Source organism: Streptomyces sp. 147326, assembly GCF_045000215.1.
Lineage (GTDB): Bacteria > Actinomycetota > Actinomycetes > Streptomycetales > Streptomycetaceae > Streptomyces.
On record NZ_CP134201.1, the window covers coordinates 5,198,344 to 5,224,209 of the forward strand.

30 protein-coding genes and 1 pseudogene are annotated in these 25,866 nt (G+C 70.1%); 19 read left to right on the forward strand and 12 right to left on the reverse strand.

Features of this window, described 5'->3' with window-relative positions; translation table 11 throughout:
* Positions 1 to 329 precede the first annotated feature (329 nt).
* Genes RIU97_RS23855 through RIU97_RS23870 form a run of 4 tightly spaced genes read right to left on the reverse strand, consistent with a single transcriptional unit; the run spans position 330 to position 3,020 of the window.
* Complete coding sequence (locus tag RIU97_RS23855; RefSeq protein WP_404959616.1) at positions 330 to 1,811, reverse strand: ThiF family adenylyltransferase; 1,482 nt, start codon at positions 1,809 to 1,811, stop codon at positions 330 to 332.
* Positions 1,801 to 2,301: a hypothetical protein gene (locus RIU97_RS23860; protein WP_404959617.1), complete on the reverse strand. Its 501-nt coding sequence runs from the start codon at positions 2,299 to 2,301 to the stop codon at positions 1,801 to 1,803. Before RIU97_RS23860 ends, RIU97_RS23855 begins: the two co-directional genes overlap by 11 nt.
* Positions 2,298 to 2,741 carry a hypothetical protein gene (locus RIU97_RS23865; RefSeq protein ID WP_404959618.1) on the reverse strand — a complete coding sequence of 148 codons (444 nt, stop codon included), beginning with the start codon at positions 2,739 to 2,741 and terminating at the stop codon, positions 2,298 to 2,300. The genes RIU97_RS23860 and RIU97_RS23865 overlap by 4 nt, the downstream gene beginning before the upstream one ends.
* Positions 2,742 to 2,756: 15 nt before the next feature.
* Positions 2,757 to 3,020 carry a hypothetical protein gene (locus RIU97_RS23870; RefSeq protein ID WP_404959619.1) on the reverse strand — a complete coding sequence of 88 codons (264 nt, stop codon included), beginning with the start codon at positions 3,018 to 3,020 and terminating at the stop codon, positions 2,757 to 2,759.
* A 136-nt stretch (positions 3,021 to 3,156) separates the two neighbouring features.
* Between RIU97_RS23870 and RIU97_RS23875 the strand changes: the two genes are divergently transcribed.
* Positions 3,157 to 3,690: a helix-turn-helix domain-containing protein gene (locus RIU97_RS23875; RefSeq protein WP_404959620.1), complete on the forward strand. Its 534-nt coding sequence runs from the start codon at positions 3,157 to 3,159 to the stop codon at positions 3,688 to 3,690.
* Entirely contained in the window at positions 3,687 to 4,238 is a 552-nt protein-coding gene (locus RIU97_RS23880; RefSeq protein ID WP_404959621.1) for an ImmA/IrrE family metallo-endopeptidase, read from the forward strand. Before RIU97_RS23875 ends, RIU97_RS23880 begins: the two co-directional genes overlap by 4 nt.
* 751 nt (positions 4,239 to 4,989) lie before the next feature.
* On the opposite strand, the gene RIU97_RS23885 is transcribed toward RIU97_RS23880, so the two are convergent.
* Complete coding sequence (locus RIU97_RS23885; RefSeq protein ID WP_404959622.1) at positions 4,990 to 5,250, reverse strand: hypothetical protein; 261 nt, start codon at positions 5,248 to 5,250, stop codon at positions 4,990 to 4,992.
* Between the two features lie 99 nt (positions 5,251 to 5,349).
* Here RIU97_RS23885 and RIU97_RS23890 point away from each other — a divergent pair, with 99 nt between their 5' ends.
* The 8 genes from RIU97_RS23890 (at position 5,350) to RIU97_RS23925 (ending at position 11,485) form a co-directional block, all read left to right on the forward strand.
* Positions 5,350 to 5,700: a hypothetical protein gene (locus RIU97_RS23890; RefSeq protein WP_404959623.1), complete on the forward strand. Its 351-nt coding sequence runs from the start codon at positions 5,350 to 5,352 to the stop codon at positions 5,698 to 5,700.
* On the forward strand, positions 5,697 to 6,269 hold the full coding sequence (locus tag RIU97_RS23895) for a hypothetical protein (protein ID WP_404959624.1): 573 nt from the start codon (positions 5,697 to 5,699) through the stop codon (positions 6,267 to 6,269). The genes RIU97_RS23890 and RIU97_RS23895 overlap by 4 nt, the downstream gene beginning before the upstream one ends.
* Complete coding sequence (locus RIU97_RS23900; RefSeq protein WP_404959625.1) at positions 6,266 to 6,634, forward strand: hypothetical protein; 369 nt, start codon at positions 6,266 to 6,268, stop codon at positions 6,632 to 6,634. The genes RIU97_RS23895 and RIU97_RS23900 overlap by 4 nt, the downstream gene beginning before the upstream one ends.
* A gap of 84 nt (positions 6,635 to 6,718) precedes the next feature.
* Complete coding sequence (locus RIU97_RS23905) at positions 6,719 to 7,351, forward strand: hypothetical protein (RefSeq protein WP_404959626.1); 633 nt, start codon at positions 6,719 to 6,721, stop codon at positions 7,349 to 7,351.
* A gap of 17 nt (positions 7,352 to 7,368) precedes the next feature.
* On the forward strand, positions 7,369 to 7,956 hold the full coding sequence (locus RIU97_RS23910) for a toxin-antitoxin system, toxin component (protein ID WP_404959627.1): 588 nt from the start codon (positions 7,369 to 7,371) through the stop codon (positions 7,954 to 7,956).
* 52 nt (positions 7,957 to 8,008) lie between these two features.
* Positions 8,009 to 9,199, forward strand: a complete 1,191-nt coding sequence (locus RIU97_RS23915; protein ID WP_404959628.1) for a DUF6545 domain-containing protein — start codon at positions 8,009 to 8,011, stop codon at positions 9,197 to 9,199.
* A complete protein-coding gene (locus RIU97_RS23920; protein ID WP_404959629.1) occupies positions 9,192 to 10,613 on the forward strand; it encodes an NAD(P)/FAD-dependent oxidoreductase in 1,422 nt (473 codons plus the stop codon). The genes RIU97_RS23915 and RIU97_RS23920 overlap by 8 nt, the downstream gene beginning before the upstream one ends.
* Before the next feature lie 119 nt (positions 10,614 to 10,732).
* Complete coding sequence (locus RIU97_RS23925) at positions 10,733 to 11,485, forward strand: thioesterase II family protein (RefSeq protein ID WP_404959630.1); 753 nt, start codon at positions 10,733 to 10,735, stop codon at positions 11,483 to 11,485.
* A gap of 16 nt (positions 11,486 to 11,501) precedes the next feature.
* On the opposite strand, the gene RIU97_RS23930 is transcribed toward RIU97_RS23925, so the two are convergent.
* Both RIU97_RS23930 and RIU97_RS23935 read right to left on the reverse strand, forming a co-directional pair.
* Entirely contained in the window at positions 11,502 to 11,963 is a 462-nt protein-coding gene (locus tag RIU97_RS23930) for a hypothetical protein (protein WP_404959631.1), read from the reverse strand.
* Positions 11,964 to 12,052: 89 nt separating this feature from the next.
* Complete coding sequence (locus tag RIU97_RS23935; protein WP_404959632.1) at positions 12,053 to 13,330, reverse strand: M6 family metalloprotease domain-containing protein; 1,278 nt, start codon at positions 13,328 to 13,330, stop codon at positions 12,053 to 12,055.
* Between the two features lie 301 nt (positions 13,331 to 13,631).
* Here RIU97_RS23935 and RIU97_RS23940 point away from each other — a divergent pair, with 301 nt between their 5' ends.
* From RIU97_RS23940 to RIU97_RS23950, 3 genes are all read left to right on the forward strand, one after another.
* On the forward strand, positions 13,632 to 14,411 hold the full coding sequence (locus RIU97_RS23940; RefSeq protein ID WP_404959633.1) for a TetR/AcrR family transcriptional regulator: 780 nt from the start codon (positions 13,632 to 13,634) through the stop codon (positions 14,409 to 14,411).
* Positions 14,412 to 14,473: 62 nt separating this feature from the next.
* Positions 14,474 to 16,012 (forward strand): MFS transporter, encoded by a 1,539-nt coding sequence (locus tag RIU97_RS23945; protein WP_404959634.1) that lies wholly within the window; start codon positions 14,474 to 14,476, stop codon positions 16,010 to 16,012.
* Between the two features lie 107 nt (positions 16,013 to 16,119).
* Positions 16,120 to 16,938 carry a dioxygenase gene (locus RIU97_RS23950; RefSeq protein WP_404959635.1) on the forward strand — a complete coding sequence of 273 codons (819 nt, stop codon included), beginning with the start codon at positions 16,120 to 16,122 and terminating at the stop codon, positions 16,936 to 16,938.
* A gap of 54 nt (positions 16,939 to 16,992) precedes the next feature.
* On the opposite strand, the gene RIU97_RS23955 is transcribed toward RIU97_RS23950, so the two are convergent.
* Entirely contained in the window at positions 16,993 to 17,523 is a 531-nt protein-coding gene (locus RIU97_RS23955; protein WP_404959636.1) for a GNAT family N-acetyltransferase, read from the reverse strand.
* Positions 17,524 to 17,719: 196 nt separating this feature from the next.
* Here RIU97_RS23955 and RIU97_RS23960 point away from each other — a divergent pair, with 196 nt between their 5' ends.
* Positions 17,720 to 18,697, forward strand: coding sequence for an RNA polymerase sigma factor RpoD/SigA (locus tag RIU97_RS23960; protein WP_404959637.1), 978 nt, complete (start codon positions 17,720 to 17,722; stop codon positions 18,695 to 18,697).
* Positions 18,698 to 18,884: 187 nt separating this feature from the next.
* On the opposite strand, the gene RIU97_RS23965 is transcribed toward RIU97_RS23960, so the two are convergent.
* On the reverse strand, positions 18,885 to 19,841 hold the full coding sequence (locus RIU97_RS23965; RefSeq protein WP_404959638.1) for a helix-turn-helix transcriptional regulator: 957 nt from the start codon (positions 19,839 to 19,841) through the stop codon (positions 18,885 to 18,887).
* 62 nt (positions 19,842 to 19,903) lie between these two features.
* On the opposite strand from RIU97_RS23965, the gene RIU97_RS23970 reads away from it, so the two are divergent.
* Complete coding sequence (locus tag RIU97_RS23970) at positions 19,904 to 21,466, forward strand: MFS transporter (RefSeq protein WP_404959639.1); 1,563 nt, start codon at positions 19,904 to 19,906, stop codon at positions 21,464 to 21,466.
* A 141-nt stretch (positions 21,467 to 21,607) separates the two neighbouring features.
* Positions 21,608 to 21,938 (forward strand): annotated as a pseudogene (locus RIU97_RS23975) (PfkB family carbohydrate kinase); the annotation flags it as partial.
* 51 nt (positions 21,939 to 21,989) lie between these two features.
* On the opposite strand, the gene RIU97_RS23980 reads toward RIU97_RS23975, so the two are convergent.
* A complete protein-coding gene (locus RIU97_RS23980) occupies positions 21,990 to 22,760 on the reverse strand; it encodes a DUF6227 family protein (protein WP_404959640.1) in 771 nt (256 codons plus the stop codon).
* Between the two features lie 192 nt (positions 22,761 to 22,952).
* Here RIU97_RS23980 and RIU97_RS23985 point away from each other — a divergent pair, with 192 nt between their 5' ends.
* Complete coding sequence (locus RIU97_RS23985) at positions 22,953 to 23,594, forward strand: vitamin K epoxide reductase family protein (RefSeq protein ID WP_404959641.1); 642 nt, start codon at positions 22,953 to 22,955, stop codon at positions 23,592 to 23,594.
* A gap of 111 nt (positions 23,595 to 23,705) precedes the next feature.
* Here the strand turns inward: RIU97_RS23985 and RIU97_RS23990 are convergent, their stop codons facing one another.
* Entirely contained in the window at positions 23,706 to 24,116 is a 411-nt protein-coding gene (locus tag RIU97_RS23990; RefSeq protein ID WP_404959642.1) for a rodlin, read from the reverse strand.
* Positions 24,117 to 24,387: 271 nt separating this feature from the next.
* On the opposite strand from RIU97_RS23990, the gene RIU97_RS23995 reads away from it, so the two are divergent.
* Together RIU97_RS23995 and RIU97_RS24000 are read left to right on the forward strand one after the other, a co-directional pair.
* Positions 24,388 to 24,963, forward strand: coding sequence for a hypothetical protein (locus tag RIU97_RS23995; RefSeq protein ID WP_404959643.1), 576 nt, complete (start codon positions 24,388 to 24,390; stop codon positions 24,961 to 24,963).
* Positions 24,964 to 25,118: 155 nt separating this feature from the next.
* Positions 25,119 to 25,358: a chaplin gene (locus tag RIU97_RS24000; protein WP_404959644.1), complete on the forward strand. Its 240-nt coding sequence runs from the start codon at positions 25,119 to 25,121 to the stop codon at positions 25,356 to 25,358.
* An 85-nt stretch (positions 25,359 to 25,443) separates the two neighbouring features.
* Here RIU97_RS24000 and RIU97_RS24005 read toward each other — a convergent pair whose 3' ends face one another.
* Positions 25,444 to 25,791, reverse strand: a complete 348-nt coding sequence (locus tag RIU97_RS24005; protein ID WP_404959645.1) for a hypothetical protein — start codon at positions 25,789 to 25,791, stop codon at positions 25,444 to 25,446.
* Positions 25,792 to 25,866: the final 75 nt, after the last annotated feature.

The window sequence follows — 25,866 nt, forward strand, 5'->3', positions numbered from 1 at the left end:
GCTCGCGTAGCCTGCACGGCGCGTCCCCGCCATCGTCGTGTCTGTCCGAGTCGAGGGGCAAGATTCCAGGTCGGGTAGTGCCGTCTGTTTAGGCCGCCGTCGGGACGGCGGAGGTGCCGCCGAGCTTCGCTGGGCGGCGGCTCAAGGTTGGGGGCTAGGGGGTCTCCTCGACCTGGTTGGCTGGGATCGGTAGGCAGGCTGTCGACCTCGAGCTGCCTTGGGCTACCCATTGCGGAGCGCGTCCGGGGACGGCGCTCCGGCAGTGTCTGTTAGAGCCATTACATGTACGCTGCACCACTCTGCTCCCAGCCGCCACCTCCAGCCGGGCGTCAATGGTGGATGCGTCGGGCTTCCCGAATGAGGTTGATGAGAGCAGCGTCCTTCTGGCACACGCACTCGGCTGCGGGAAGTCGGTGGTCAATCATCTGGTCGGGTCGTGGGCCGAAGCGGGTGTCGTACTCGATGCGCCGTGGAGGCCCACTGAGCAGGCCTGTGCTGCGTGCGATCCAGGCGCCGACGACCAGGCAGGCGGCCTGCTGTGCCACGAATGCAGCCGAGGGACGGAACGTGTCGTCCGTTCTACCTTTCAGCTCAGCTGAGTTGATTAGCCCGCACACCGGTCGTCCGAGAAACTGGCTGACAAGTTCTCGCTGTTGATCGATCAGACCTTCCAGGTCCCGTTCGGTCAGAGGCTCCGGTCCGCGGGCGATTCGGGATAGCGGGAGCCCGGTCAGCTCGTGTAGTCGCTGCTCCGGGCTCTTCCCGGTGTGGTTGGGCTTGAAGAAGCAGCGCAGGCAGGGGCCGGTGGGCAGAGCCTCGTGCAGTGCGACCGTGGTGCCGACCGGGCCGCCGGTGCCGCCATCCAGGATGAGATCGGCATGCAGCCGCTGCAGGTCGTGTCGGGCCTCGATGCTGTCCAGTCCCCCCAGGACGATCCGGGGCCACGGCAGGGTGCCCGCATCGACGGCTTCGATGGAAGCCTGGATCGTCCCGTGGAACGGGGTCACCTCGATCCGCCGTAGGTGTGCGTCGATCAACCGCACCTTTGACAGGCCCGCAGCCGCGTCGGCCAGGGTACCGATGCTGTACGAGGTGACGTTCGGTTTCTCGAAGACCTCCTTGTCCACCACCGTCAACTTGCCGGTGGCCTCCAGTAGGTCCAGGACCAGGGCGATGCCGGTGCCGATCGCTCCGCCTCCGCCCAGCAGCACCTGGTCCAGCGCAGGCAGCGGGGTGACGACGGTCCCGGGTCGCTCACCGGGGAGGACGGGGCAGAAGTCCACGACCGGAGTCATCTGGAACTTCCCCTCCGGCAGCCCGGCGACGACCTTGAATGCCTCGCCAGCCAGCATCGCTGCAGTGAGGACCGCGCCCAGCCCCGTACCGGGTGCGTTGAGTCGGGGGAAGGGATGGCCGGCGTGTCGCAGACGGACGCCGTGCCCGTCCGGCGCGCCGGCCACCGTAGAACCCGGCGGTGGTGCGGTTCCCACGTGCAGGTGCAGCGGCGCCTGGCTCTGGGCCTCGCCGACGCGGAGCGGGCGGTCCGGATCGATCTCTGTCGCCCTTACCGCCAGCCTGCGGATGAGTGGGGCGTCGAGCCGTCCCGGTCCGCGGCCAGGGTCCAGACTCAGCCGGACCGGCCACCGGCGCAGATCTGCCACCAGTACGTCGAGAGTCTCGCTGGCTGCGGGCATGCGCCCGTCCGCGGTCAGGTGGACCAGCGCGCCCTCCATCCGCTCCCTCAAAGTGGTCTCTTCCACGCCGGCGGCCATGCCGCCCAGGCGTACGCTGCGGCTGTAATCAGTGCTCACGGACACCCTCCTCGTCGAACACCACCGTGTGCACCGGGGGCAGAGCAGGGTCGACCGCTGGAGTGGTGCAGGGCACCCAGTCCCGCTCGAAACGCCACCACCCCCACGATGCCAGGTTGGTTGGCGGCGCTGTGTAGGTCGGTACGACAGCGCTGACGAACCCCGGCACCCGCAACGAGTACGCGCGGTCGGTCCGCGACAGGAAAGCCTCCTTGGGATGCGAGTGGACCATCGCCCGCACCCGGTAAGACCGTTCCTCGGCGAAGGTGAACAGTCGGTCGTACGCGACCGCGCTCACTGCAAACAGACCCGGACCTCGCACGATCCCCGCCGTCCCGGCCACCGCCACGACCAGCACGCGCATGTCCGACTGCCCGGTCAGCAGCAGCGCACCGGTCTCCAGGTCAGCCAGCCCGTGGCGCCGAATCTCCTGGAGCACCGGGTCGACCGCACCGGCCGGCAGCACCAGCTCCCTCGTGTCGGTGGTCATCCTGCACGCCTCCCGTCAACGCGATCGATGTCGTCCTGCACGTTCTCCATCACGTGCAGGAAGGGATTGCCAGTGCTCCGCCAGGAGTGCGGCCCGCTGCCCCACTCGGGGTGGAGCCTCTGGCCTTCGGCGGTGAACGGCTTACACACGTCGTTGGAGGCGTAGCGGTAGCCATTCGCTCCCGGCCAGGCATTGGGCGCTCCGACTCTGGAGTCGCCGATCGACTCGACGAAGAGGAGGGAGGGCGGCCGGTCCGGGTAGACCGTCCATTCGATCCGGGCGATGAACGCTGCGCGCTCACCGTTGTCCGGTTGCACTTCGGCCCAGAACAGGCCGTCGGGGTCCTGGTCGCGGTGGTGGAGGCGGCCGGCGGTCGAAGAGAGGAACTCCTCGACCGCCGGGACATCGCCCGCCAGCCGCAGACGGCTCTCGAGATCCACGACTGATTCCCGGGCTCAGCCGTTGGTGGTCTCGGTGCGCAGCTTCAGGTGGACGGCCTTGGCCTGCCCGGCCAGCTGGCCCACCGTTGCCCCGGGCGGGACCTCGTGCCCGTTGTGGAAGAGGTAGTAGCGGGTGGTGCCGTCGCTGGCGAAGCCGAAGGCGGTGAGGGCGTCGGAGAGGACGCTCGCTGCGGTCACCGGCGGGGTGTAGTCGTGCTTGTACGGGTGCTCGGCGAGGGCGGAGGTCACGGTGGTCTTGATCTGGTGGGGCTGGGACATAGCGGTCTCCTGGATTCTTGGGGGTTGACGGAGCTGTTGATTCAACAAAGCGTCAATGCATCTACTGTGAGTGTGATCACCTCAGGGTGATGCAGTCAAGAGGCATCGCCCTATTGCTGCGCGCTACGCTGCCCGTATGAGCCCCGACCGGAGCCAGCTCCCCCTCCCGGACCCCGAGACGACCGGACCAGATGCTGTCGAACAGTTCGACATCGCCGAACTCGGACGCCTCCTGAAGGAGCGCCGCGGCCCCCTCTCTCTCCGGCGGGCCGCCGCCGAAGCGGGCGTCAGCTTCAGCACCCTCACCCGGGTCGAAGCCGGCGCCCAGCCCGACCTCGCCACCTTCACCCGCCTCTGTGCCTGGCTTGGCGTCTCCCCGAGCCGCTTTTTCACCCCGATCGTCACCCGCCAGATCTCGCCCCTCGATCAGGCCATCACCCACCTCCACGCAGACCCTCGGCTCACCGGCGACGCGGCGGACAAGATCAGCTCCGTTCTGCGCGACCTCTACGACGCTCTCGCGAAGGAGGCGGTCCCCGCCGTACCCGCCCTTGCCTGCCACCTCCGGGCTGCCTCGGTGCTGCGTCCTGGCGTCCCCCAGCGGCTCGCCGACCTGCTCACCGACATGAACACCGAACTTGAACGACTTGTCGAAGCAGGCGAACTGTGACCCTCCCCCGAGGCTTCAAGGCCAACGCCGAGCGAGAAGCCCTTCGGCTGCGCCGCGAACTCGACCTCAGTGACACCGATGCCCTGAACGTCGATGACCTCGCCGACTACCTCAAGGTCAAGATCATCAGCGCCGAGCAGCTCGTCGGCCGCACCCGCCTCGAAGAACTCGAACGGGTCCAGGCGTACGCCTTCTCCGCCGCCACCTTCCAGGTCTCTGGCAAGAACGTCGTCGTCACCAACCCGCTCCGAACCCCGGGTCGCAGGGCCAGCGATGTGGCCCATGAGCTCTCCCACCTCGTCCTGAACCATGACCTCACCGAGATTCGCGAAGTCAATGGCATGCCCTTCAGGACCTGCCGTCCCGACGAGGAAGAGCAGGCCACTGCATTTGGCGGAACACTCATGCTTCCGCGCCCCCTGCTGCTCGGCGCAGTCCGCCGCCAATGGGGGCCGGTACAGATCGCCGAGCATTACGGAGTGACCGAGGAGATGGCTCGGTATCGGTACAACACCACTGGGGTGGCCAAGCAGGTCCGAGGCCGCTGACGGTGTGAGGCAGGCGCCGTGGGGCTGCCGCTTACCGCCGGACGTGGAGGGAGCGGGCATGTACGTCGGTTGGTGCGCTCTGTGGCGCAGTCCGGGCGGCCGCCAGCGATGAACGCGCGCGCGTACTAGAGGTGTGTCGTTGCGCCGATGTTCAGCGGGCGTGAGGCGGTACCACGGGGCAGTTGCTCAAGCGATGGTAGGGAGCCGTGCTGACCTGCAGCGATGGGCTGAGCGTTCCGAGAAGGGAGCGGAGCGTTTTCGGCAGCTTCCGCAGCAAGCCTCTGACCTGGGCTTCTAGGGTTTCCGTCAAGCCCCACGAAGGCGACGAAGGCGGGGGCTCGTCGCGAACCTTGTCGGAAACCCCGCTGGGGCCGCCCGACTCGGACGGACAAACGTCCTGGTCAGCTTGCGTGCGTCTGCGGATCGGGCAGCGTCCTCGCGGACACTTTCCCGGGCACACGCCTGGTAGCCGTCTGACCGCTGACAGCCTAGCGGATCAGGCTGGGAGTGGTCGCCTCGATTGTCGCGCGCCTCAAGCACGTCCATCTCGGGCCCTGTGACCTGCGCCGTTTCGGCGATGTCGTGTGTGCGGGGCCTTTGTCGGGACGGTGGGGGCGTCGCCGAAGCGCTTCTTGATGTCCGTTTCGCGTCCGGGGTGGCTCGGGTCGGCTGTGGACCCGGGGCACGAAAGACGGCCGCGCCCTCGGTGGGCGCGGCCGTCGATGTGTCTGCGGGGTCTGTGGATCTCGGTCTATGCGGCCTTGCCGAGGTGGAGCTGGTGGCTGGTGGCGTTCTGGGAGAGGGCGAAGCCCAGGACGAACAGCTTCTGGCGTTCGACGCCGTAGGCGATCATGCGGCGGTTCCAGAGGCTGAGGTCGAACTGACTGTGGACCGAATCGGAGTCGGCGCGGTACGGGTAGACGAGTTGGTGGGCCAGGGTGTCTTGCGGGATCTGCTGGAGGTGCTTCAGCCGCTGTTGTACCGGTGGGCCAAACTCAGCCGGTGCACCCACCTCGGAGGGTCAACTCTCAGCCAGATCTGGAACGGCTGTGCGAATGCGGAACGCACTCCCTCTATGGTCGTGCAACCGTGATCGAATCGGGGGCGGAACGTGACGGGGCACAGCGACGGTTACACGGCCAGTGGCGCGTCCATGAACGGCAACTCCCACGTGCTGGTGGAGCTCGCGGGGCTGCTCTACACAGGGCGTCCCGACGGCGAGTTGACCGTGATGGCCAAGGCGCCGCGCACCCACCACGATGTGTCCGAGGCACTCGACTCCTTCGCCCGGTTCAGCAGGGACCAGTACCTCGACACCGTGTCCCTCCTCGCAGCCCTCTCCACGAAGCTCAGGACCGCCGCGGGCGACTACGCCGAAGCCGATCACGCGACGGACGAGCAGATCCGCAGGGTTCTCGTATCGGGACGCTTCGTTCCGTCCGAGGGCAGGTCACCGCAGTGACCTACCGCGTCGACGTCGAGTTCCTCGAACTGTGCAATCCGGCCCTGATCGAACGGAACGCCCAGGAATACCGCCGCCTCCACCAGTTGCTGGAGTCGGCCGACGGCGCGTTCCTCAAGGCTTCGCGTACCGAGTGGGTGAGTGAGGCCAACGACCTGTACGAGGAGCGGCTGCGTGAGGCGGGCAGCCTGGCCACCGCTCTCTCGGGTGCCTTCCGCAAGTCCTGGGCCGCTCTCGTCGACTACGCGGAAGCCGTCGGCCGCGCGAAGACGCGTTTCGAAAGCGGACGGTCGAGCGAGGCCACTCTGTCCCGGGTCATGTCACGGGTGGCCACACCCGTGACGGAGACGGCACGGCGAGCGGAGCCGATGCGGCAGTGGGAAGACCTCCGGAAGAGGACCGGCGTCCTCGACTGGCTGGCCGAGATCACCGTGGACGTCGACGAGATCCGCGATGAGGCGGAGCCCCACTACGACGCGGCCGCGGCCGTACTGGCAGACAGGCGACGCCCAAGCCTACGGGCGCGGCTTCACGTACAAGCTCGACGAGGCAAGGCAGGCCCTGGGTGACTGAGCAGGACGCGAAGAGTCCCGCACGCACGCCCGCGGGCGGGGGGCCGGTCGCGACGACTCTGTGCGCCGTCCTGTTGCTGGGACTGAACACGATCGGCGGCTTCTTCCTGCTGAACGCCTTGCTCGCCGAGCCGCAAGGAGAGTGGGACAGCACCATCACGGACACCGCACGGGCGATGTCCCTCTTCGCCCTGGTGACCGAGCTGCTGACGGCCGCGGTCACGGAGGCCTTCGTCGCGCTGGTGCGCCTTCGGCGCTGGTGGTTCGCCCTCCCGGTTGTACTGATCCTGGCGGGCGTAGGCCCCCGCGGAGTCGCCGGGGCGGCGGTCGCATCCAGTCAGCGATCGACGCGTGGCCGGTAAACGATCGTTGAGATCCGCGGGGGGTGCGGGGTACGGTGCCATGTGCACGCCAGCTTCTCTTCCTGCGCACATGGGAGTACCCCGGTGGGCCCTGCCCCGTCTCTGCACACGACGCTTGAGCGCCTCGAAGTGCTCGTCCAGGAGCGGAAGATGAGTCGGTCGGAGCTGCTCGACCCCGAAGAACTGGCAGCCAGGACGGCTCTCCCCGAGGAGACGGTCCGCATCCTGCTGCGAGGCGGCGAACCGCCGCTCGACACGGTCGGCGAACGGGTCCGGGCACGCGTCAAAGCCCTCGCGGACGCACACCTCGCGCGTACCGGCACACGCATGTCAGACCTCGCCGGCGGTATTTCCCGGGAGTTGGGGGTGTCCGCGTTCTGGGCGCGGCAGGTGTGCTCCGGCGAGAAGGTGCCCAGCGTTGAGTTCCTCCACGGTCTCGTGGGCTTCTTCGGCGTCGGAGGGGGCGAGGCGTTCTTCACGGCCCCTGCTCCCGAGGCCCTCAACCGTGCTCTGCTGCCCGTCCTTGCCGCGCTTCGGCCGGCGCAGGAGGGGCTGGAAGACGCCCTCGATCCGATGGCTTCCGTGCGGCTGGAGTACGAGGACGTCCGGGGCATCGCCCTCAGGAGGGCAAGGGATCTACCACCAGATCGCTGGAGCGTGCTCAACGCGACCTTGAAGGCACTGCTCGAACTCGACGAGAGCGAAGACGTGCGATGAGGACGGGATCGAGGGCGATGCGGCGGCTCAGCGCCCAGCTCGTCAGGAACTTGCAGCCACCCGCCGGTGACGGGGAGGTCATCCCCGCCTTAGGGCAGGCCCTGAGCCAAGTGCGGGGGCGGTCCGTCCGGCTGCGCAAGGCCACTTTCCCGCCCGGGACGGCCAGTGGACTGTGGATCGACCGCACCAGCCACGACCTGATCGTCTACGAGGAGAACACTGATCGCGAGCACCAGCTCGTGATCATCGGGCACGAGGTGTGGCACATGTTCCAGGGCCATTGCGGCAGCGTCACCCACCATGGTCCCGGCGCGTCGCGTGCCGGAAGGAGCGAGGAGACCGCTGCTCTCGAGGAACTCATGACCGTGATCTCCGATGTCGTCGACGCCGATCTCCTGACCACCGGGCGGATGGACGCCCCCCTCCACGTCGCCACACGCGCCGACACCCGTCAGGTCGACGAGGAAGTCGATGCGGAGCGCTTCGGCTTCCGGTTCGCCACAGACGTACAGGCCGCGCTCGAAGAGGCCCGCTCCTCGGCCGACCCCCAGGACCTTGCCGGGCGCATCCAGGCCTCGATGGCACACCGCTTCCGCCGGAACTGACAGGTACTGCGCAGGTCTTCTGCAGCGCCCGCACCGAGGAGAGAACAGCAAGGTGACATCCGCGTCCGGCAATCTCGTCTACTACGTCAGCGGAATCACTCTTCTGCTGGTCGGCACCTCGAAGTTACCCGCGCTGGCCCGCAGGCGACACGACATGCTGCTGCGCGCGGCCTGCGTGCTGCTCTTCGCCGGCGGATGCAGCATGCTCCTCGCGGCCCCGGGGTCCATCGTCGCGCTCAACCGGCTGACCGGGATGGCGAATCTGGCTGCCCCGGTGTTCTTCGCGACGATGACCGCGTTCTCCGGAGCGAGCCTCCTGCTGATCATCAATTGGCGGCCGACACCCCCGCAGCAGACGCTGCGCGCCTCACGCCTGTGCGTGGCCGTCTACAGCCTGGCCATCCTCACGATCTTCGCCCTGTACTGGGCGGGCAGCGCTCCCGTGGAACAGGTCGCCCTCTTCGACGTGTACTACGCCGACACGCCGTACATCCGGGAGATGATCCTCACCTATTTGCTGGCGCAGGGCGTGGCGATGACGGCTGCGAGCGCGCTGTGCTGGCGGTGGTCCCGAGAGGTGCACGGGTCGCTGCGCGCAGGCTTGCGCATCCTGGCTCCCGCCTACTTGCTCATCGTGTGCAACGCGGTCGTCAGACTGGTGGCGGTGGCTGCGCGGTGGACCGGCCACAACCTCGACTTCCTCGTCGACGAGGTCTCCCCCCAGCTGGTCGCCCCCTCCACCATCCTCGGTGCCGTCGGCTTCGCCCTCCCGCTGGCCGGTCCGCGTGTGATGACGAGCGCCCGGGCCGTACGGCAGTTGTGGCAGCTCGCCCCGCTGTGGCGGGCCCTCCAGGACGTGCCCACTCCGAACGCCGTCCGCGCTTCGCTGCCCTGGTGGGGGACTGCGCCGACCGTGCTCCTGACGGCACGGAAAACCGCCTTGTACGACGCCCTTCTCACGCTGACGCCCTACTGCGACCCCGCTGTCCGGGAGGTGGCCTACCGCGCCGCGCTCTGTAAGGATGACGACGTCTTCTCCGCCGCGGTCACTGCGGATGCGGCCATGCTCCTCATCGCTCGCGAACGGCAGCGTGCCGTTCCGGAGCAGCCGCGAGATGCCACGTACGGGTCGGCATGGCGCGCGCGGGACCTGGTTCCGCTGTCGCTGGCACTGACCTCGCCCGTCGTCCAAGACATCCATGAGCACCACGGGCCCGCGCAGAAAGCAGTGCGTCATGCATGAAGCCTCAAGCCGGCGACCTCGACGGGTCGTAGTCATCGGCGGCAGCATGGCCGGCATGCTCGCGGCGGCCGCCGTCAAGGACCACGTCGGTTCCGTGGAGATCATCGAGGCCCACGGGTTGCCCGCAGGACCTGATCCGCGTACCGGAGTCCCCCAGGCCGTCCACATCCACTGGCTGCAAACCGGTGGTGCGGAGGCGATCGAGGCCCTCCTGCCGGGCAGTACCGGGCTGCTGCTGGCCGCAGGTGCCCACCGCATACCCGTTACCACCAATATGGTCATACATTCTCCCGAAGGCTGGTACCGGCGCTGGGAGCGTGCCACCCACTACGTGATCACCGCGAGCCGGGACCTGACCGACTTCGTCGTCCGGGAGCAGGTCCTGAAAGACTCCCGGGTCAGGGTGCGCACGCAGTCCAGGGTCGTCGGACTGCTCGGCGACCGCAGCACCGTCACCGGTGTGCGTGTCCAAGCGGACGACGGCACTGAAGCGGAACTGCGCGCCGACCTGATCATCGACGCCTGCGGCCGGGCCACCCGCATGCCGCAGTGGCTCAACGGACTCGGAATCACCGGCCTCGCCGAGGAACGCATCGACTCGGGCCTCGCTTACGCGAGCCGCATCTACCGTGCCCCCGTCCCGACCCGGGGCTGGCCCGTCGTCGGCGTGCAAGCCGACCCGAGTCTCCCGCATCCGGGCAAGGCCGGCGGCATCCTGCCGATCGAAGGCGACCGCTGGCACGTCAGCCTGATGGGTGCCCCTGGCGGACGGCCCACCCGTGACGCGGAGGCATTCGAACCCTTTGCCCGCACGCTGCGCCACCCCGTCATAGCCGACCTCCTCAAGCACGCCGAACCGCTCACCGACGTCAGCGTCACCCGCAGTACCGAGAACAGGCGCTACTACTACGAACGGCTCCGTCCCTGGCCTGAGGGCCTGGTGGCACTGGGAGACTCCGTCGCGGCCTTCAACCCCGTATACGCGCAGGGGATGTCGGTGGCAGCGCTGGGGGCACTGGCCCTACGCGATCTGCTCTCGACCGGAGCCGGTCCCGGTCTGGCCCGCCGGGCTCAGCGCGCCATCGCCCGCCCCGTGGACGCTGCGTGGGCCCTTTCCGTGGGGCAGGACATCCACTTCCCCACGACCCGGGGCAAGCGCCCGAACCTTGCCGATCGTCTCCTCCACCGTTATGTCAGCCGCCTGTCGCGGACCGCCACCGGCTCGTTCCACGCCGCCACAGCCCTGACCGACGTGCTGTCCCTCCAGGCCCAGCCCCCCTCGCTGGTCAAGCCCGGCACGTTGCTGACGGCGCTCATCGGCCCCTTGCGCTCACCGAGCCACGGCCCCTCGTTCACCCCCGCTGAACGCATGCTGCTGGACGGCCTGGAAACGACCGACTCACCCCTCGATTAGCAGGCACGTCCCGCTGTGCCTCCCGGTCGACCCGCGGCAGGACCTACGGGGCTCGGTCCGCTGCGTACGCTGAGCAGGATCATCAACTGCCCGTGAACGGGAGCTTCGAGGTGACGACGATGAACGCCCCCACCGTCCCCTGGTGGCCGCTGCTGCGGCCGCCGGGCACGGCTGCCGTGCCCCGCGTACGCCTCCTGGTGTTCCCGCATTCCGGGTCCGGGCCCAGCACGCTCTACCCCGTCGTCGAGGCGCTGCCCGCGGACGTGGAAGTGCTCGGGCTCTCCCTCCCCGGGCGGGAGCGCCGCTTCGGCGAGCCCGCGGGCTGCCGGCTCGACCAGGTCCTGGGCGCCGTCTCCGACGAGGTGCTCGGCCGCGAGCCGCTGCCCACGGTGGTCTTCGGGCACAGCCTCGGCGCGCTCCTCGCCGCCCGCGCGGCCGTGCTCCTCGGCCCGCAGTGCCGGGCGGCCGTCGTCAGTGGGCAGGTGCCCGGCCGGACCCCGCGCCGGGCGCACACCACGGTCACCCAGGAGGACGCCGTCCGGCTGCTGCGCGAGGGCGGGGGTACGCCGGAGCGGGTCCTGCAGGACCCGGACATGCTGGCCCACGTCACGCGCGTGCTGCGGGCCGACATCGCACTCAGCCGGGAGGCCGCGGCGGGGTTCGAGGAGGTACGGCTCGACGTGCCGCTCCACGTGCTGGGCGGCACGGCGGACCCGCTGGTCCCGCACGAGCCGCTCGACGGCTGGGCCGACCACACGACCGGGCCGTGCCGCGTACGCCGCTTCGCCGGGGACCACTTCTTCCTGCTGGCCCAGGAGCACCGGGGCGAGGTCGGGAACATCCTGCGCGAGGCCCTCACGGCAGAACTCTGAGACCCGGCCCCGCGGTTCAGAACATCTGCTTGTCGATGCCGATGGCGAGCAGGCCCGCCGCCACCAGCACGCCGACGGCGATGAGCCCGGCGCGGCGCCAGGCGGGCACCGCGCAGACGGCGACGAGCGACGGACCGAGGGCCAGGGCGATCAGGTTCGGCGCGGTGGTGTCGGGGGCCTCGCGCGGCGCCAGGGGTCCGATGATGGCCAGCGCGTACATCTGGAGGGCGAGGGAGGCCGCCGTCGCCGTCTTCCGCGGCCGCACCCCCGTCAGGGGCAGGGCGACGGCGAGGAAGAGCGTGGCCAGGGCCACCCACATCAGGAGGCCGATCAGTGGGTACGGGCTGAGGCAGAGCGAGACGCTCCCCTCGCAGTCGCGGATCTCCTCGGCGTCGGCCCACTGCCACAGCGCGAGCGCCGTCCACCCCGTCAGGGCGCCGGTGAGGGCTGCTCCGGCAACGGTCCAGGCGTTCTTCATGGAGCGAAGCCTTGCAGAACAGCGGGCCGGGACCCTGAGTACGGATACTCAGGACCCCGCCGGCCGAAGGCGGTTGGTCCCTTCGAGGGCTACGGCCGGGTGACGCGGACCTGGTAGCTGCCGTTGCGCAGCTGGCCCACCACCGAGACGCTGATGCCCGCCTTCTCGTCGGTGAAGGTCTCGCCCGGCCGGAACGGGGCGTCCGACAGCTCTGCGTGCACATTGGGCCGGCGCGTGCAGCCGCCGCTCGCGCCGGCGCTGTCCGACACCGTGATCGGGCCGTGCCCGGTGTCCACGTCGGAGTCCACCTTGTAGATGAGGACGCCGGGCTTGCACACGGCCTCGTCGTTCCCGGCCCGGGTCCGCACCTCCACCGCGTACCCGGCGCTCTCCGACAACGGGATGAAGGCCAGTTTCGTGCCACCCCGCACTCCCAGCGGGGACAGGGTGTGGTCGCTGGTGCCCGGCTTGGACGCGCAGCTGATCTGCGTGCTGTCCAGCCAGCCCAGCTTCCACTTGTGCCAGCCCAGGAGGTCGTTGTTGGCACCCCAGTCCTCGCTCATGATGTCCCAGTGCCCGACCGTGCTCCCGCCGTCGGAGGTGTAGAGGTCGGGCAGTCCGAAGACGTGCCCGTTCTCGTGCGGGAGCACCCGGAAGCCGGTCTCCCGGTAGGTTCCGGATCCGTCGTCCTGCCGGCTGTAGATGAAGGACGTGTTGGCCAGCGGCACCCCGTCGGCGACGGGGGCCTCGCCGTTGCCCGAGAAGGTCACCGAGAGGACGGTGTCCAGGGCGGACGGCCCGGCGTTCGGCGTGACCAGGATGTTGATCAGGTCGTACCGGCTGAAGTCCACCTCGGGGTCGGCGGTCTTCGCGATGTGCTCGACGAGCTGCCGGTAGCCCGGCTCGTACGGGGACCCGCGCTCGATCCCGTACGCGGCGAAGGGCATCGGCATCCGCAGCCAGTTCCTTATGGGGGACTCGGGCCGGTAGGTGAGCCGGCCGTACGAGCTGGTGCGGAACCAGTCGGCGGTCTGGGGGAAGAACTCGGCCAGCCGGTCAGCGGCCGCGCCCTCTCCTTTGGCGTCGGGGAAGTCGACCATCAGGTTCAGGGCGCGGACCTCGCCGGTCGAGCGCGAGTACCCGGCCGGGGTCGGCAGGCCCTCGGACATCTGCACGCCCATGGTGCCGGCGATCCGGCAGGGCGCGAGAGCCGATTCGACGGTCGTGGCCACAGGGCCGGCCGCCGAGTGCCCGCGACTGGATATTCCGGTGCTCGCGGTCGCGGAGACGCCGAGGGCCAGCGCGGTCAGGCCGATGAACGCGCTGGTGCGGCGGGGCTTGCGTATCCGGTGGCGGGTCTGCGGCATGGAGATCGCCTTCGGGTCCGCGGCAGCCGGCCCTCTCCGGTCTGCGCTCTGTGCGATCACCCTCCGACGGGCGCGGCGCGCCCGCGCGTCGGGAGAGGCCGAACGTGGACCGGCTTGTGAGTCAGGTCACACGAGGGAGTGAAATAACCGGGGACCGGATCCCCGTTTGTACGTGAGTCCCGCAAAGCGGGGACCGGCTCCCCGCTTGGGCGGGCCGAGCGAGCCGTCCGTACGGCGAGAGCGAGCCGTCCGTGCGGCGAGCCGTCCGTACTGCGTGTCACCGTGCCAGGGAGGCCCCGGAATGAAGCGCCCCACCGCCACCGTCCCGGCGGCCCCGTCCGCCCTCGTGGCGGACGGGGACCCGGCGTCGGCGCAGGCCCCGGCCCCGAAGCCGGCGCGCGTGCGGGAGGCGGCCGGTGTCCGCGCGCCGCGTGCGTCCCGCGCGGGCGCCGGCTCCGGCGTCCCGCGTCCGCGCGCCGACGCCGTCCGCAACCGTGAGCGGATCCTGACGGCGGCCCGCGAGGTCTTCGTCGAGTTCGGTTCCGCGGCCCCCTTCGACGAGGTGGCCCGGCGGGCCGGCATCGGCAACGCGACCCTCTACCGGCACTTCCCCGACCGGCCCACCCTCGTCCGTCACGTCGTGCTCTTCGTGATGAGCCGGGTCACGGCCTCGGCCGAGGCCTCCCTCGCCGAGGAGTCCGACGCCTTCGCCGCGCTGTGCCGCTTCACGCACGCCGCGGCCGACGAGCGGATCGGCGCCCTGTGCCCCATGCTCGCCGACGACTTCGACCGCGAACACCCCGAACTCCTCGCGGCGCAGACCGCCTTGGAGTCGGCCGTCGGGACACTGCTGGCCACCGGCCAGGACGCCGGAGCGATCCGTACGGACATCGGCGTCGGCGACCTGATGGTCGCCCTGTCCCAGCTCAGCCGACCGCTTCCCGGCACCGCCTGCCTCGACACCGACCGCTTCGCCCACCGTCACCTCCAGCTCTTCCTCGACGGGTTGAGGGCTCCGGCCCGCTCCGAACTGCCGGGTTCGGCGGCCACTTTCGACGACCTCCGGCAAAAAACCATGTGACGCGCACAAAGCTTGCCAACTAGCCTTTTTCAGTCATTCCGCACAGTGAAGTGGGTACCCCCATGTCAAAAACAGCCGCGACACCGCCGCTGGCTGCCGATCCCAGCCGCTGGAAGGCACTCGTCTTCATAGCCCTGGCCCAGCTGATGGTCGTCCTCGACGCGACCATCGTGAACATCGCCCTGCCGTCCGCCCAGACCGACCTCGGCATCTCGGACGGCAACCGCCAGTGGGTCATCACCGCGTACGCGCTGGCCTTCGGCGGCCTGCTCCTCTTCGGCGGCCGCATCGCCGACAAGTGGGGCCGTAAGAACGCCTTCGTCGTCGGCCTCATCGGCTTCGCCCTGGCCTCCGCGCTCGGCGGCGCCGCGAACGGCGAGGCCATGATGCTCGGCGCCCGCGCCCTCCAGGGCGCCTTCGGCGCACTGCTCGCACCGGCGGCCCTCTCGCTGCTCGCGGTGATGTTCACCGACGCCAAGGAGCGCGCCAAGGCCTTCGGGATCTACGGCGCGATCGCGGGCGGCGGCGGCGCCGTCGGCCTGATCCTCGGCGGCTTCCTCACCGAGTACCTCAACTGGCGCTGGACCTTCTTCGTCAACATCCCGTTCGCGATCGTCGCGGCCGTGGGTGCCTGGATGGTCATCCGCGAGCCCGCCGGCTCCCGCAACCGCGCGCCGCTCGACATCCCGGGCGTGGTCCTGTCCACCACCGGTCTCGTCGCCCTCGTGTACGGCTTCACCCGCGCCGAGTCCGCCGGCTGGTCGGACGGCCTGACGGTCGCCATGTTCGTCGCGTCGGCGCTGCTGCTGGGGGCCTTCGTCCTCGTCGAGTCCAAGGTGAAGTCCCCGCTGCTGCCGCTGCGCGTCCTGCTGGAGCGCAACCGCGGCGGTGTCTACCTCTCGCTCGGCCTGGCCGTCATCGCCATGTTCGGCCTGTTCCTCTTCCTGACCTACTACCTCCAGGTCGTGAAGGGCTTCTCGCCGGTCAAGACGGGCTTCGCCTTCCTGCCGATGATCGCGGGCATGATCCTGGGCTCCACGCAGATCGGCGCCCGCCTGATGACCCGCGTCGCGCCGCGCCTGCTGATGGGGCCGGGCTTCCTGCTCGCCGCCGTCGGCATGCTGCTGCTGACCCAGCTGGAGGTCGGGTCCTCGTACCCGGCGCTGATCCTCCCGGCGCAGCTGCTGCTCGGCCTCGGCATGGGAACGGCGTTCATGCCGGCGATGTCCCTGGCCACGCACGGGGTGAACCCGGCCGACGCCGGAGTCGCCTCCGCCATGGTCAACACCTCGCAGCAGGTCGGCGGCGCCATCGGCACCGCGCTGCTGAACACGATCGCCGCCTCGGCGACCACGGCGTACCTGACCGACCACGCGGCCGAGGCCGCGGCGGGCGGCCCGGCCGGACAGCTGATCCAGGCGCAGGCCATGGTCGAGGGATACGCCTCCGCCATCTGGTGGGCGGTCGGCATCCTGGCCGCCAGCTCGGTCATCGCCCTGACGCTGATCACCACCGGCCGTCCGAACGTCGGCGGTCCGGTGGCCTCCGGCGGCGGCGACGGCGCTGACGCCGAGCTCAAGGTCCCGGTGATCGCCCACTGACGGCGGTACCCGCACGGGAATGACTGATCACCCCGCTTGGTTCAAATTTGAACCAAGCGGGGTTAGTCTTTTCGGGTAGCCCCGTACCGACGACGGAGGAGCGCCCCATGACCCCGGCCACTGCACCCCCGACCCCCACGGGCGCGACCCCGCAGGGGACCCGCATGCCGGCGCTGTACCTCAGCCACGGGGCGCCGCCGCTCGCGGACGACCCGGTCTGGCCGGGCGAGCTCGCCGCCTGGTCCGCGGACCTGCCCCGCCCCACGGCGATCCTGATGGTCTCCGCCCACTGGGAGGAGGCCCCGCTCGCCCTCGGCGCCACCGCACGGGTCCCGCTCGTCTACGACTTCTGGGGCTTCCCCGAGCACTACTACCAGGTCCGCTACGACGCCCCCGGCGCCCCGCGGCTCGCCGCGTCGGTCCGGGCGCTGCTCAAGGCCCCCGGCACCCCGGTCCAGGACATACCGGACCGCGGGCTGGACCACGGCGCGTACGTCCCCCTCGTGGAGATGTTCCCGGAGGCCGGCATACCGGTGCTCCAGATCTCCCTGCCCACGCTGGACCCGCGCCGCCTGATGGACATCGGCCGCAAGCTGGCGCCCCTGCGCGACGAGGGCGTCCTCATCGTCGGCAGCGGCTTCTTCACCCACAACCTGGCCGCCCTGCGGCACGCGGGCGTCCCCGCCTGGTCGGCCGAGTTCGACGCGTGGGGCCACGAGGCCCTCGCCTCCGGCGACATCGACTCCCTGCTCGACTTCGAGACCAAGTCCCCGTCGGGCCGCCTGGCCCACCCCCGTACGGAACACTTCGCCCCGCTCTTCGTCACCCTCGGCGCGGCGGAGGCCACCGGCGACCTCACCACCCGCCGCGACCCGGTGGACGGCTTCTGGATGGGCCTCTCGAAGCGCTCCCTCCAGTTCGGCTAGGCGGTCCGGGGCGCCCCGGTGACGTCCTCGCCGATGGATCACGGCACGGAGACCTCACCCGGACGGGTGGCGGTCCAGCCGCTTCTCGTACCAGCGGACGTCCCAGTAGCGGTCGAACTTCCATCCCGCCTCCGTGAACTCTCCGACGCGGCGGAAGCCGAAGCGCTCGTGGAGGCGTACCGAGGCCTCGTTCGGCAGGGCGATCCCGGCGAAGACGCGGTGCACAGGCTCCTCGGCCAGCTCCGCGAAGAGCGCCTCGTAGAGCTGGGTCCCGATGCCCCGCCCGGCCGCGTGCGGGGCGAGGTAGACGCTCGCCTCCACTGAGGTGGCGTAGGCCGGTTTCGGGCGGAACGGCCCACTTGTGGCGTATCCGGCGATTCCCTCGGCCGTGCAGGCAACCAGAAGCCGGTGCGGGCCGTCTTCAGGGTGGGAGTGCAGCCAGGGGCGGCGCTGTTCCGCAGTGAACTCGGTTGTGTCGAACGTGACGGCCGTCTCACGGACGTAATGGTTGTAGAGGTCCGTGAGCGCGGCGAGATCGGCCTCGGTTCCGGGCCTGACCTGCACCTCTTCGAGTTTCCGAGGCATTCGGCCCCCTCTCGTGGCAGGGCAGGATACTGCAAGATCTCGAAAAAGAGGGAACGACGTGGGAATTCTGTCCCGATTCCAGTCGTTGTTTCCTTCGGAAGCGGGCACTCGGGAGAGTGTCCGAGGACGTACCACCCCACCACGGTGGCCGTCCGGCAGCCGCACCGCGACCGAACTTCATCGCAAGGGAGCACGCATGGCAACCCGCGCCGTCGCCCGTCGTCAGTCCACGAGCAGCGCCCGCGCTGTGGGCGGGGAGATCGCAGACCGCGACCTGGTCGGCATGTACCTGGACGAGATCGCGCGTACCCCGTTGCTCGACGCGGCCAAGGAAGTGGAGCTCTCGCAGATCATCGAGGCGGGCGTCTACGCCCAGCAGATCCTCGACGGCGAGATAGACCGCAAGGGCGAGTCCCCGGCACGTGAGGAGCTGGAGGCGCTCGCCGCCGAAGGCGAGCGCGCCAAGGAAGTGTTCATCCGCTCCAACCTCCGCCTCGTCGTCGCCGTCGCCCGGCGCTACCCGCGCAGCGGCCTGCCCCTCCTCGACCTGATCCAGGAGGGCAACGCGGGCCTGGTCCGCGCGGTCGAGAAGTTCGACTACGCCAAGGGCTTCAAGTTCTCCACGTACGCCACGTGGTGGATCCGCCAGGCCATCACCCGCTCCATCGCGGACCAGTCCCGCACCATCCGCCTCCCCGTCCACCTGGTCGAGGAACTCGGCCGGATCCGACGCGTCCAGCGCGAGTTCAACCGCGAGAACGGCCGCGACCCGGAGCACGCCGAGATCGCCGCCGAGCTGGACACCACGGAGAAGCGGGTGGGCGACGTACTGGACTGGGCGCGCGACCCGGTCAGCCTCAACATGTCGGTGGACGACGACGGCGACACGCAGTTCGGTGACCTCCTGGAGGACACCTCGGCCATCTCGCCCGAGCAGTCCGTGCTCTCGCTGCTGCGCAGCGAGGAGCTGGAGGACCTGCTCGGCAAGCTCGACCAGCGCACCGCGTCGATCATCAAGATGCGGTACGGCATCGACGACGGCCGCGAGCGGACCCTGACGGAGGTCGGCAAGCAGCACGGCCTGACCCGCGAGCGGATCCGCCAGATCGAGAAGCACGCCCTGCTGGAACTGAAGCGGATGGCGCGCGACACGGGCTTCGACGCCGTGGCCTAGAGCGGCCCGCAGCCAAGCCCCCTGTACGAGCCCCGGTGCCTATCCCCCCCAGGCGCCGGGGCTCCCCGTTCCCGGGTCCCGCCCGACCCCCCGCCTCACACGCCGGCGCCGGCACGATTCAGCCCCTCCGGCGTTCGAGGAGCGGGGGTCTGGGGGCGGAGCCCACAGGGGCCGGGGCGGGCCCCGGTTATCGTGCGGCCGTCGCCGACGTGAGCCGCGCGGCCAGCGCACCGGCCGCGGCCTGTAGCGCCGCAGGCCCCCGCACGGTGAACGGCAGCCCCGTCAGCGCCAGCCGCGCCACCATCCACTCCGGAGCGTCCGCACTCTCGAAGCGCACCGAGGTCTGCCCGCCCCCGCCCGGGAGGGCCGCGCTCCGCAGCCACTCCGGCAGCTGCGCCGGGCCCGCCTCGAAGTCGACCTCCACCACGTACGTCTCCGCGCCCCGCGCGCCGAACCCCCGCCGTACGAACTCCTCCGCCTCCATGGGCAGCGCCCGCGCCGCGAACCGCGCCCCCGTCGCGAACGCCTCGGACACCCGGTCCACCCGGAAGGTCCGCCAGTCCTCCCGCTCCAGGTCGTAGGCGACGAGGTACCACCGGCTCCCCGTGCTGACCAGCCGGTACGGCTCCACCAGGCGCCGCGACTCGGCCCCGTCCCCCGCCCGGTAGGCGAACCGCAGCCGCTCCGGCCCCGCCACCGCCGACGCCATCACGGTCAGCGTCCGCGGGTCCACGCTCGCCCCGTCTCCGCGGGTCAGCGCGATCGTGGCCGACTGCAGCGCGCTCACCCGGTGCCGCAGCCGGGACGGCAGGACCTGTTCCAGCTTGGCCAGGGCCCGTACGGAGGCCTCCTCGACCCCCTCGATCGCGTGCCCGGCCCCGGCCCGCAGCCCCACCGCGATCGCCACGGCCTCCTCGTCGTCGAGCAGCAGCGGCGGCATCGCCGCGCCCGCGACCAGCCGGTATCCGCCTTCGGCGCCCAGCGTGGCCTCCACCGGGTAGCCGAGCTCCCGCAAGCGCTCGATGTCGCGCCGGATGGTGCGGGCGCTGACCCGCAGCCGCTGCGCCAGCTCGCTGCCCGGCCATTCGCGCGGGGTCTGGAGGAGGGACAGCAGGGACAGCAGCCGTGCGGGGGTGTCGGTCATGAATCCAGGCTGCCAGCGAAATAGGACACGGACTGACCTAGACGCCGTCTAGGTTTCTCCTCATGAGCACCGAGACGCCCAAGACATCGCCCGAAAGAGAGAACGGGCCCGCACAAGAAGAGCGGAACGACGTAGCCCCCGACGCACCCAGCTCGCCCGCCGACCGCCGCCGCTGGCTGGCGCTCGCCATCGTGATGACCGCGGCCTTCATGGACCTGGTCGACGTCACGATCGTCAACATAGCCATCCGCACCATGCGCGAGGACTTCGGCGCCTCCACCAGCGCGATCCAGTGGATCACCGCGGGCTATGCGCTCGCCTTCGCCGCCGGCCTGATCACCGGCGGTCGTCTCGGTGACATCTACGGCCGCAAGCGCATCTTCCTCATCGGCATCGCCGGGTTCACCGCGGCCTCGCTGCTCTGCGGCATCGCCTCGACCCCGGACGTGCTCGTCGTCGCCCGCCTCCTCCAGGGCGGCATGGCCGCCCTGATGGTTCCGCAGGTCCTGGCGATCATCCACGTCACCTTCCCGCCGCAGGAGCGCGGCAAGGTCTTCGGCATGTTCGGCGCGATCGTGGGCCTCGCGGCCGTCTCGGGCCCGCTCCTCGGCGCTCTGCTCATCGAGTGGGACCTCTTCGGTCTCGGCTGGCGCCCGATCTTCCTGATCAACCTGCCCGTCGGCATCATGGGCGTGATCCTGGGCCGCAAGTTCATCGCCGAGTCCAAGGCCCCGCAGGCGCTGCGCCTGGACCTGGTCGGCGTCGTCCTCGCCACCCTCGCCCTGGTCCTGCTGATCTTCCCGCTGACCCACGGCCACGAGAACGACTGGCCGCTGTGGGGCTTCGGCTGCATGATCGCCGCGCCGTTCGTCTTCGCCGCCTTCATCGCGTACGAGAAGTACAAGATCAAAAAGGACGGCTCCCCGCTCGTCGAGCTCTCCCTCTTCAAGGTCAAGAGCTTCGCCGGCGGCATCGCCGTCCAGCTGACCTTCGGCATCGCCACCGGCATCTTCTTCCTGGTCTGGACGATGTACATGCAGATGGGGCTCGGCTGGAGCGTGCTGCGCGCCGGTCTCACCGGCATCCCGTTCTCCATCGCCGTCTCGGTCGCCGCGGGTCTCTCGGTCGAGAAGCTCGTGCCCCGCTTCGGCCGCAAGGTGCTCCAGGCCGGCGCGCTGATCATGGCCGCCGGGCTGCTCCTCTACATCTGGGAGTCGCAGCACTACGGCATGGAGATCGCCTCCTGGCAGATGGCCGCCCCGCTGGTCGTCATGGGCGTCGGCATGGGTCTGATCGTGGCCCCGCTGAACGACACCGTGCTCTCCGAGGTGCCGCGCCAGCACGCCGGATCCGCCTCGGGCCTGATCAACACCACCGGTCAGATGGGCAACGCCCTGGGCCTCGCCCTGACCTCCGTCGTCTTCTTCGGCCTGATCGACGACGACATGGTCTTCGGTCCGCCGTACGTGGAGGCCTTCCGCGGCGCGCTGTGGTGGGTCGTGGCCGTACTCGTCGTGATCTTCGCGGTGATGTTCGTCCTGCCGCGCCGGGCGCTCCCGATGGAGCAGCGCGAAGGCGCCGCCGAGCACGCGGGCCGGACCCCCGAGAAGGTCCCGGCCGGCTGATCCGGCCCTCCGCTCCACCGCACGGACATGCCCGCCCCCCTGGGTAGGCATGTCCGTTTTTCTTGGTTTCTGTCCTAAAATCGGCATACGGTGAGGGGAAGCCGCAGATACGGGCATCGAACGGACGTAAACCCACAGGACGCACCGGAGCTCCGCGCACTGGGCGCAGGGACCGTACTGGCCTCCCTGGGCGGGGACGGCCAGCTGCTGGTCTCCGCGGAGGGCACCTACTACGGCACCGCCCCCGCCCCCGCGGTCCGCAGCACGGTCGGCGCGGGCGACGCCGCCCTGGCCGGTTTCCTGCTCGCGGGAGGTGCCGGGCCCGACGCCCTCGGCCCTGGCCCACGGCGCGGCCGCCGTCCAGCTGCCCGGCAGCGCCGTGCCGACTCCGGCGGACCTGCGCCCCGATCAGGTCCGCATCACCCGGAGCCTGCCCCTGGACCTCCCCCTCACCGACCCCGCGACACCGTGAGAGGTCGGCAGGCCGTGGTCGGCATCTCCTTCCGCCGACCCCGGCGGAGCGTCAGCGCACGCGGGCGCGGAGTTCCATGGCTTCGCGCGCGGCCGCCTCGCTCTCGTACACCTCGCACATGTGCCGTCCGTCGGGCGTCGCCGTGTGCTCGACCTCCCAGAGGCTGACCTCGGTCCCGTCCACCAGCACGAAGGCGTGCTCGTACAGGCTGAAGCCGGCGTCCCGGCCGTCCGAAAGGGACTGCCGGCCGCCGAACGCCTGCGTGATCCGGTGCGCGTACGCCGACCGGAGCAGGGCCGCCACCGGCTCCCCGGGCCGGTCCCCGTTCTCCGCGCGGCGCAGCACCCGCCGGGCGTGGTCGGCGGACTGCTCCACCGCGTAGTCCCGGTGCCGCCGGGCCGGTGCCGGGTCCGCGAACAGCTCGCTCAGCACCGCCATGTCGTTCTCCGGCTCCTCGTCTCCCGGCAGCAGCACCGGATCGGGAGCCGCCCCGGCGGAGGCCTCTCCGAACAGCCGGGACACCGCCAGGCACGTCTCCGCCTTGCTCGCGAAGACCTCGTGGCGGACCCCGCGTTCGCCCTCCAGCAGGTACGAAAGCTCCCACAGGGAGACCGAACCGCCGTCGGCCAGCAGATAGGTGTGCCGGTGGGTCTCCCGCCAGACCCCCGTCGCCGGGCTGCGGTGGGTGGTGTAGAGCGAAGAGCTGTGGGCGAGCGCCGTGCCGAGGCGCTCGACCAACCTGTCCGGCAGGTCGAAGGAGTTGAGGGCGCGGCCGAGGAGTCGTTCGAGGTGCGCCTCGGTTGTCTCGTACGGATCGCTCAAGGTGGGTCTCCAGGCCGTCGCAGCTTGTCACTTCGCGGAAGCTCAACGTAACCCCTGGCTCTGACATCACGTCCGGGGTTCGGCAAAACGTCCGGGAAGCATCGGAGGTTCCCGCCACCCCTTCAGGTCAACTTGCGTACGGATGGGCACGGTTAGGCCCGCTCTGTGCGGGAGCGCGGGACTATGGGCCGCATGGCAACGAATACAGTGGGCGTCCCGCGCCAGCAGGAACGGCCCCGCAGTGGACACGAGGGCGAACGGGACACCCCGCCCAGAGGGTTGGCCTGGCTGCTGGCCCTCACCGGGGCGGCCGGGCTGCTGGCCTCCTGGGTGATCACCCTCGACAAGTTCCTCCTGCTGGAGGACCCGGACTTCAAGCCCGCCTGCAGTCTGAACCCGGTCGTCTCGTGCGGCAGCGTGATGCAGAGCGAGCAGGCGGCGGCCTTCGGCTTCCCCAATCCGATGCTGGGGCTCCTCGGGTACGCCGTCGTGGTGTGCGTCGGGGCGGGCCTGCTGGCCGGCGCCCGCTACCGCGGCTGGTTCTGGCTCGGACTGAACGCCGGCACGCTCTTCGGCGTCGGCTTCTGCACCTGGCTGATGGTCCAGTCGCTCTACGAGATCAACGCGCTGTGCCTGTGGTGCTGCCTGGCCTGGGTGGCGACCCTGCTGATGTTCTGGGCGGTCACCGCGCACAACGTCCGTACGCGCGCCCTGCCCGCCCCCGGCCCGGTGCGGGGCTTCTTCACCGAGTTCGGCTGGGCCCCGCCCGCCCTGCACATCGGAGTGATCGGCATGCTGGTCCTCACCCGGTGGTGGGACTTCTGGACCGGCTGACCGCGGGCGGAAGTTACGGCACGGCACGTGCGAGGGCCCCGGCGGCTGGACGCCGCCGGGGCCCTCGTCACTTCGTCCCGCGATCGCCCCGAAGGGCGCGGGCAGCGGAAATCAGCTGCCGACGGAGGCGTTGCCCGACAGGATCGGGATGTTGTCCAGGATGTGCGAGAGCGTCTCGTCGCCCTTGGCCTGGGTGGAGTTCTCGGTGCACTGCTGGTTCTGCGGGTTCGACGCGATCGGGATGTCCTGGACGCCGATGTTGAGCGCGGCGATCAGCGACTGGGCGTTGAGCTTCGCCGGCAGGCCGATGCAGGGCTTGTTCAGGGTGCCCTGGACCAGGCCGAGCTGCGGGCTCAGGTCACCGTGGGTCTTCTGGTTGCCGTAGATCTGCTGGGCACCGTTGCCGTTGACGGTGGTGACCCCGTTGTCGTTGCCGATCGCCATGGCCGGGGCCGCAGCAGCAGCGCCCGCGCCGACGGCAACGGCGGAGACCGCGGCGGCGGTCATGAACTTCTTGAACATCTTGATCCTTCTGTCGCACGAGTGCCCGCTGATGGAGCGCCCTGGTCAACTGCCCTGTCAGAGGGTTGGTTCCGGTCCTTCACTCAAACGGCGTGCGAGCGCCGAGCTTTTCCCCGGCCCGGGTGAGTGGCCTGCGGACACGTGCGCGAAGCCCGTACGCAGCCCGCAAGCGCTCAGGTTCCGGTTGCGCTCCGTACGAGGTGTTCGCACGGTGGGTGAGGAAGCGGATCATTCGGGTCCGTTTGTGTGCCACCACCCAGAAGGAACGCTCATGCGCCGTACGAAGCCGTCCCGCGCCCGCCTCCTCGTCCCGTCGGCCCTCGCCGTCGTCATACTGTCCGGCGCGGCTGCCCCCGCGGGCGCCGCGGACGGTGACGGCTCCGCCGCGCTCAACGGCCGAGTGGCCTCCGTCCAGCAGCAGGTCGACAAGATCGAGCGGCGCGCGGCGGCGGCCGGTCCGATCGACGACCTGCTCGCGGGCCTCACCAAGACCCTGCAGGACCTGCTCGCGTCCGTGGGAGGCCTGCTGCCGGACGGGGTGAAACTGCCGCCGATCGAGCTGCCGAAGCTCCCGGACCTGCAGCTCCCCGACCTGTCCGACCTGATCCCCGCGGTGCCCGCGGTTCCTGAGGTGCCCGCCGTGCCTGCGGTGCCCGCGGTCCCGGAGCTTCCGGCGGTCCCGGAGCTTCCGGCAGTCCCTGCACTCCCCGCAGTCCCTGCACTCCCCGCAGTCCCCGAGCTCCCCGCGATCCCCGAGCTCCCCGCGATCCCCGAGATCCCCGAGATCCCCGAGATCCCCGAGATCCCCGAGATTCCGGACATCCCGGACCTTCCCGCCCTGCCGTAGGGCGCGGGACGACCGGGAACCCGCCGCATGGTTACGACAATTGAGCCGAACAGGTCTGATCGTGCGCGTGGCCGTGTCGTCATGGGAGGGTGGACCGTTTCGCTCGATGTGAGCCCCGGATCGGGGCAGAACATCGAACAGAAGGTGCACTTCCCATGAACTCTGCCAAGAAGGCCGCCCTGGTCCTGGCCACCGCTGGTCTCGCTGCGGCCGGTGCCGCCGGCTCCGCCGTCGCCGACTCGCAGGCCGAGGGCGCGGCCGTGGGTTCCCCCGGCGTCCTGTCCGGCAACCTGCTGCAGGTGCCGGTGCACGTCCCGGTCAACATCTGTGGCAACACCGTGAACATCATCGGTGCGCTGAACCCTGCGTTCGGCAACCACTGCTTCAACGACTGACGTTCACTGCACGACCGACTGTGGGCGCCCCGGCCTGGCCGGTGGCGCCCACAGTCGTGTCGGCACGCGTTTCAGAAGGGGCGGTTCAGCCCTGGCCGCCGTTGAGCTTCACTCCGCCGAGCAGCGGGGAGGCCTGGGTGGCACCGTTCGCGAGGCCCAGTACGGTGCCGGGCACTTCGTTGCGGACCTTGTTGACCCGCTGGGCCGTGTCCACGACCTTGTTGACGGACTCGCCCTGCTCGGCCAGCGCGTTGCCCACCGTCTGCGGGGCCGACTCGGTGAACGGCCCGACGGCGTTGAGCGCCTCCGTCGCCCCGCTGGTCAGGCTCATGGGGGGCATCGCGGCCGGGGGCTCGGCGGCGAAGGCGGTGGTGGAGGCGCCGAGGGCGGCGACGGAGCCAGCGACGACAGCGGCGACCTTCGTGAGCTTCATTATCGAAATCCTCTTCTTTTTCGTGGACAGAGGCGTCAGCGGCGACCGTCGCGCCGCTTTCGTCCTGGGTAACGA

Excerpts from the sequence above, each read along its gene's own strand:
- RIU97_RS23860 (WP_404959617.1), bottom strand. The coding sequence starts at position 2,301 with ATGACCACCGACACGAGGGAGCTGGTGCTGCCGGCCGGTGCGGTCGAC.
- RIU97_RS23870 (WP_404959619.1), bottom strand. The coding sequence starts at position 3,020 with ATGTCCCAGCCCCACCAGATCAAGACCACCGTGACCTCCGCCCTCGCC.
- RIU97_RS23875 (WP_404959620.1), top strand. The coding sequence starts at position 3,157 with ATGAGCCCCGACCGGAGCCAGCTCCCCCTCCCGGACCCCGAGACGACC.
- RIU97_RS23910 (WP_404959627.1), top strand. The coding sequence starts at position 7,369 with ATGCGGCGGCTCAGCGCCCAGCTCGTCAGGAACTTGCAGCCACCCGCC.
- RIU97_RS23920 (WP_404959629.1), top strand. The coding sequence starts at position 9,192 with ATGCATGAAGCCTCAAGCCGGCGACCTCGACGGGTCGTAGTCATCGGC.
- RIU97_RS23925 (WP_404959630.1), top strand. The coding sequence starts at position 10,733 with ATGAACGCCCCCACCGTCCCCTGGTGGCCGCTGCTGCGGCCGCCGGGC.
- RIU97_RS23930 (WP_404959631.1), bottom strand. The coding sequence starts at position 11,963 with ATGAAGAACGCCTGGACCGTTGCCGGAGCAGCCCTCACCGGCGCCCTG.
- RIU97_RS23935 (WP_404959632.1), bottom strand. The coding sequence starts at position 13,330 with ATGCCGCAGACCCGCCACCGGATACGCAAGCCCCGCCGCACCAGCGCG.
- RIU97_RS23940 (WP_404959633.1), top strand. The coding sequence starts at position 13,632 with ATGAAGCGCCCCACCGCCACCGTCCCGGCGGCCCCGTCCGCCCTCGTG.
- RIU97_RS23945 (WP_404959634.1), top strand. The coding sequence starts at position 14,474 with ATGTCAAAAACAGCCGCGACACCGCCGCTGGCTGCCGATCCCAGCCGC.
- RIU97_RS23950 (WP_404959635.1), top strand. The coding sequence starts at position 16,120 with ATGACCCCGGCCACTGCACCCCCGACCCCCACGGGCGCGACCCCGCAG.
- RIU97_RS23955 (WP_404959636.1), bottom strand. The coding sequence starts at position 17,523 with ATGCCTCGGAAACTCGAAGAGGTGCAGGTCAGGCCCGGAACCGAGGCC.
- RIU97_RS23960 (WP_404959637.1), top strand. The coding sequence starts at position 17,720 with ATGGCAACCCGCGCCGTCGCCCGTCGTCAGTCCACGAGCAGCGCCCGC.
- RIU97_RS23965 (WP_404959638.1), bottom strand. The coding sequence starts at position 19,841 with ATGACCGACACCCCCGCACGGCTGCTGTCCCTGCTGTCCCTCCTCCAG.
- RIU97_RS23970 (WP_404959639.1), top strand. The coding sequence starts at position 19,904 with ATGAGCACCGAGACGCCCAAGACATCGCCCGAAAGAGAGAACGGGCCC.
- RIU97_RS23985 (WP_404959641.1), top strand. The coding sequence starts at position 22,953 with ATGGCAACGAATACAGTGGGCGTCCCGCGCCAGCAGGAACGGCCCCGC.
- RIU97_RS23990 (WP_404959642.1), bottom strand. The coding sequence starts at position 24,116 with ATGTTCAAGAAGTTCATGACCGCCGCCGCGGTCTCCGCCGTTGCCGTC.
- RIU97_RS23995 (WP_404959643.1), top strand. The coding sequence starts at position 24,388 with ATGCGCCGTACGAAGCCGTCCCGCGCCCGCCTCCTCGTCCCGTCGGCC.
- RIU97_RS24000 (WP_404959644.1), top strand. The coding sequence starts at position 25,119 with ATGAACTCTGCCAAGAAGGCCGCCCTGGTCCTGGCCACCGCTGGTCTC.
- RIU97_RS24005 (WP_404959645.1), bottom strand. The coding sequence starts at position 25,791 with ATGAAGCTCACGAAGGTCGCCGCTGTCGTCGCTGGCTCCGTCGCCGCC.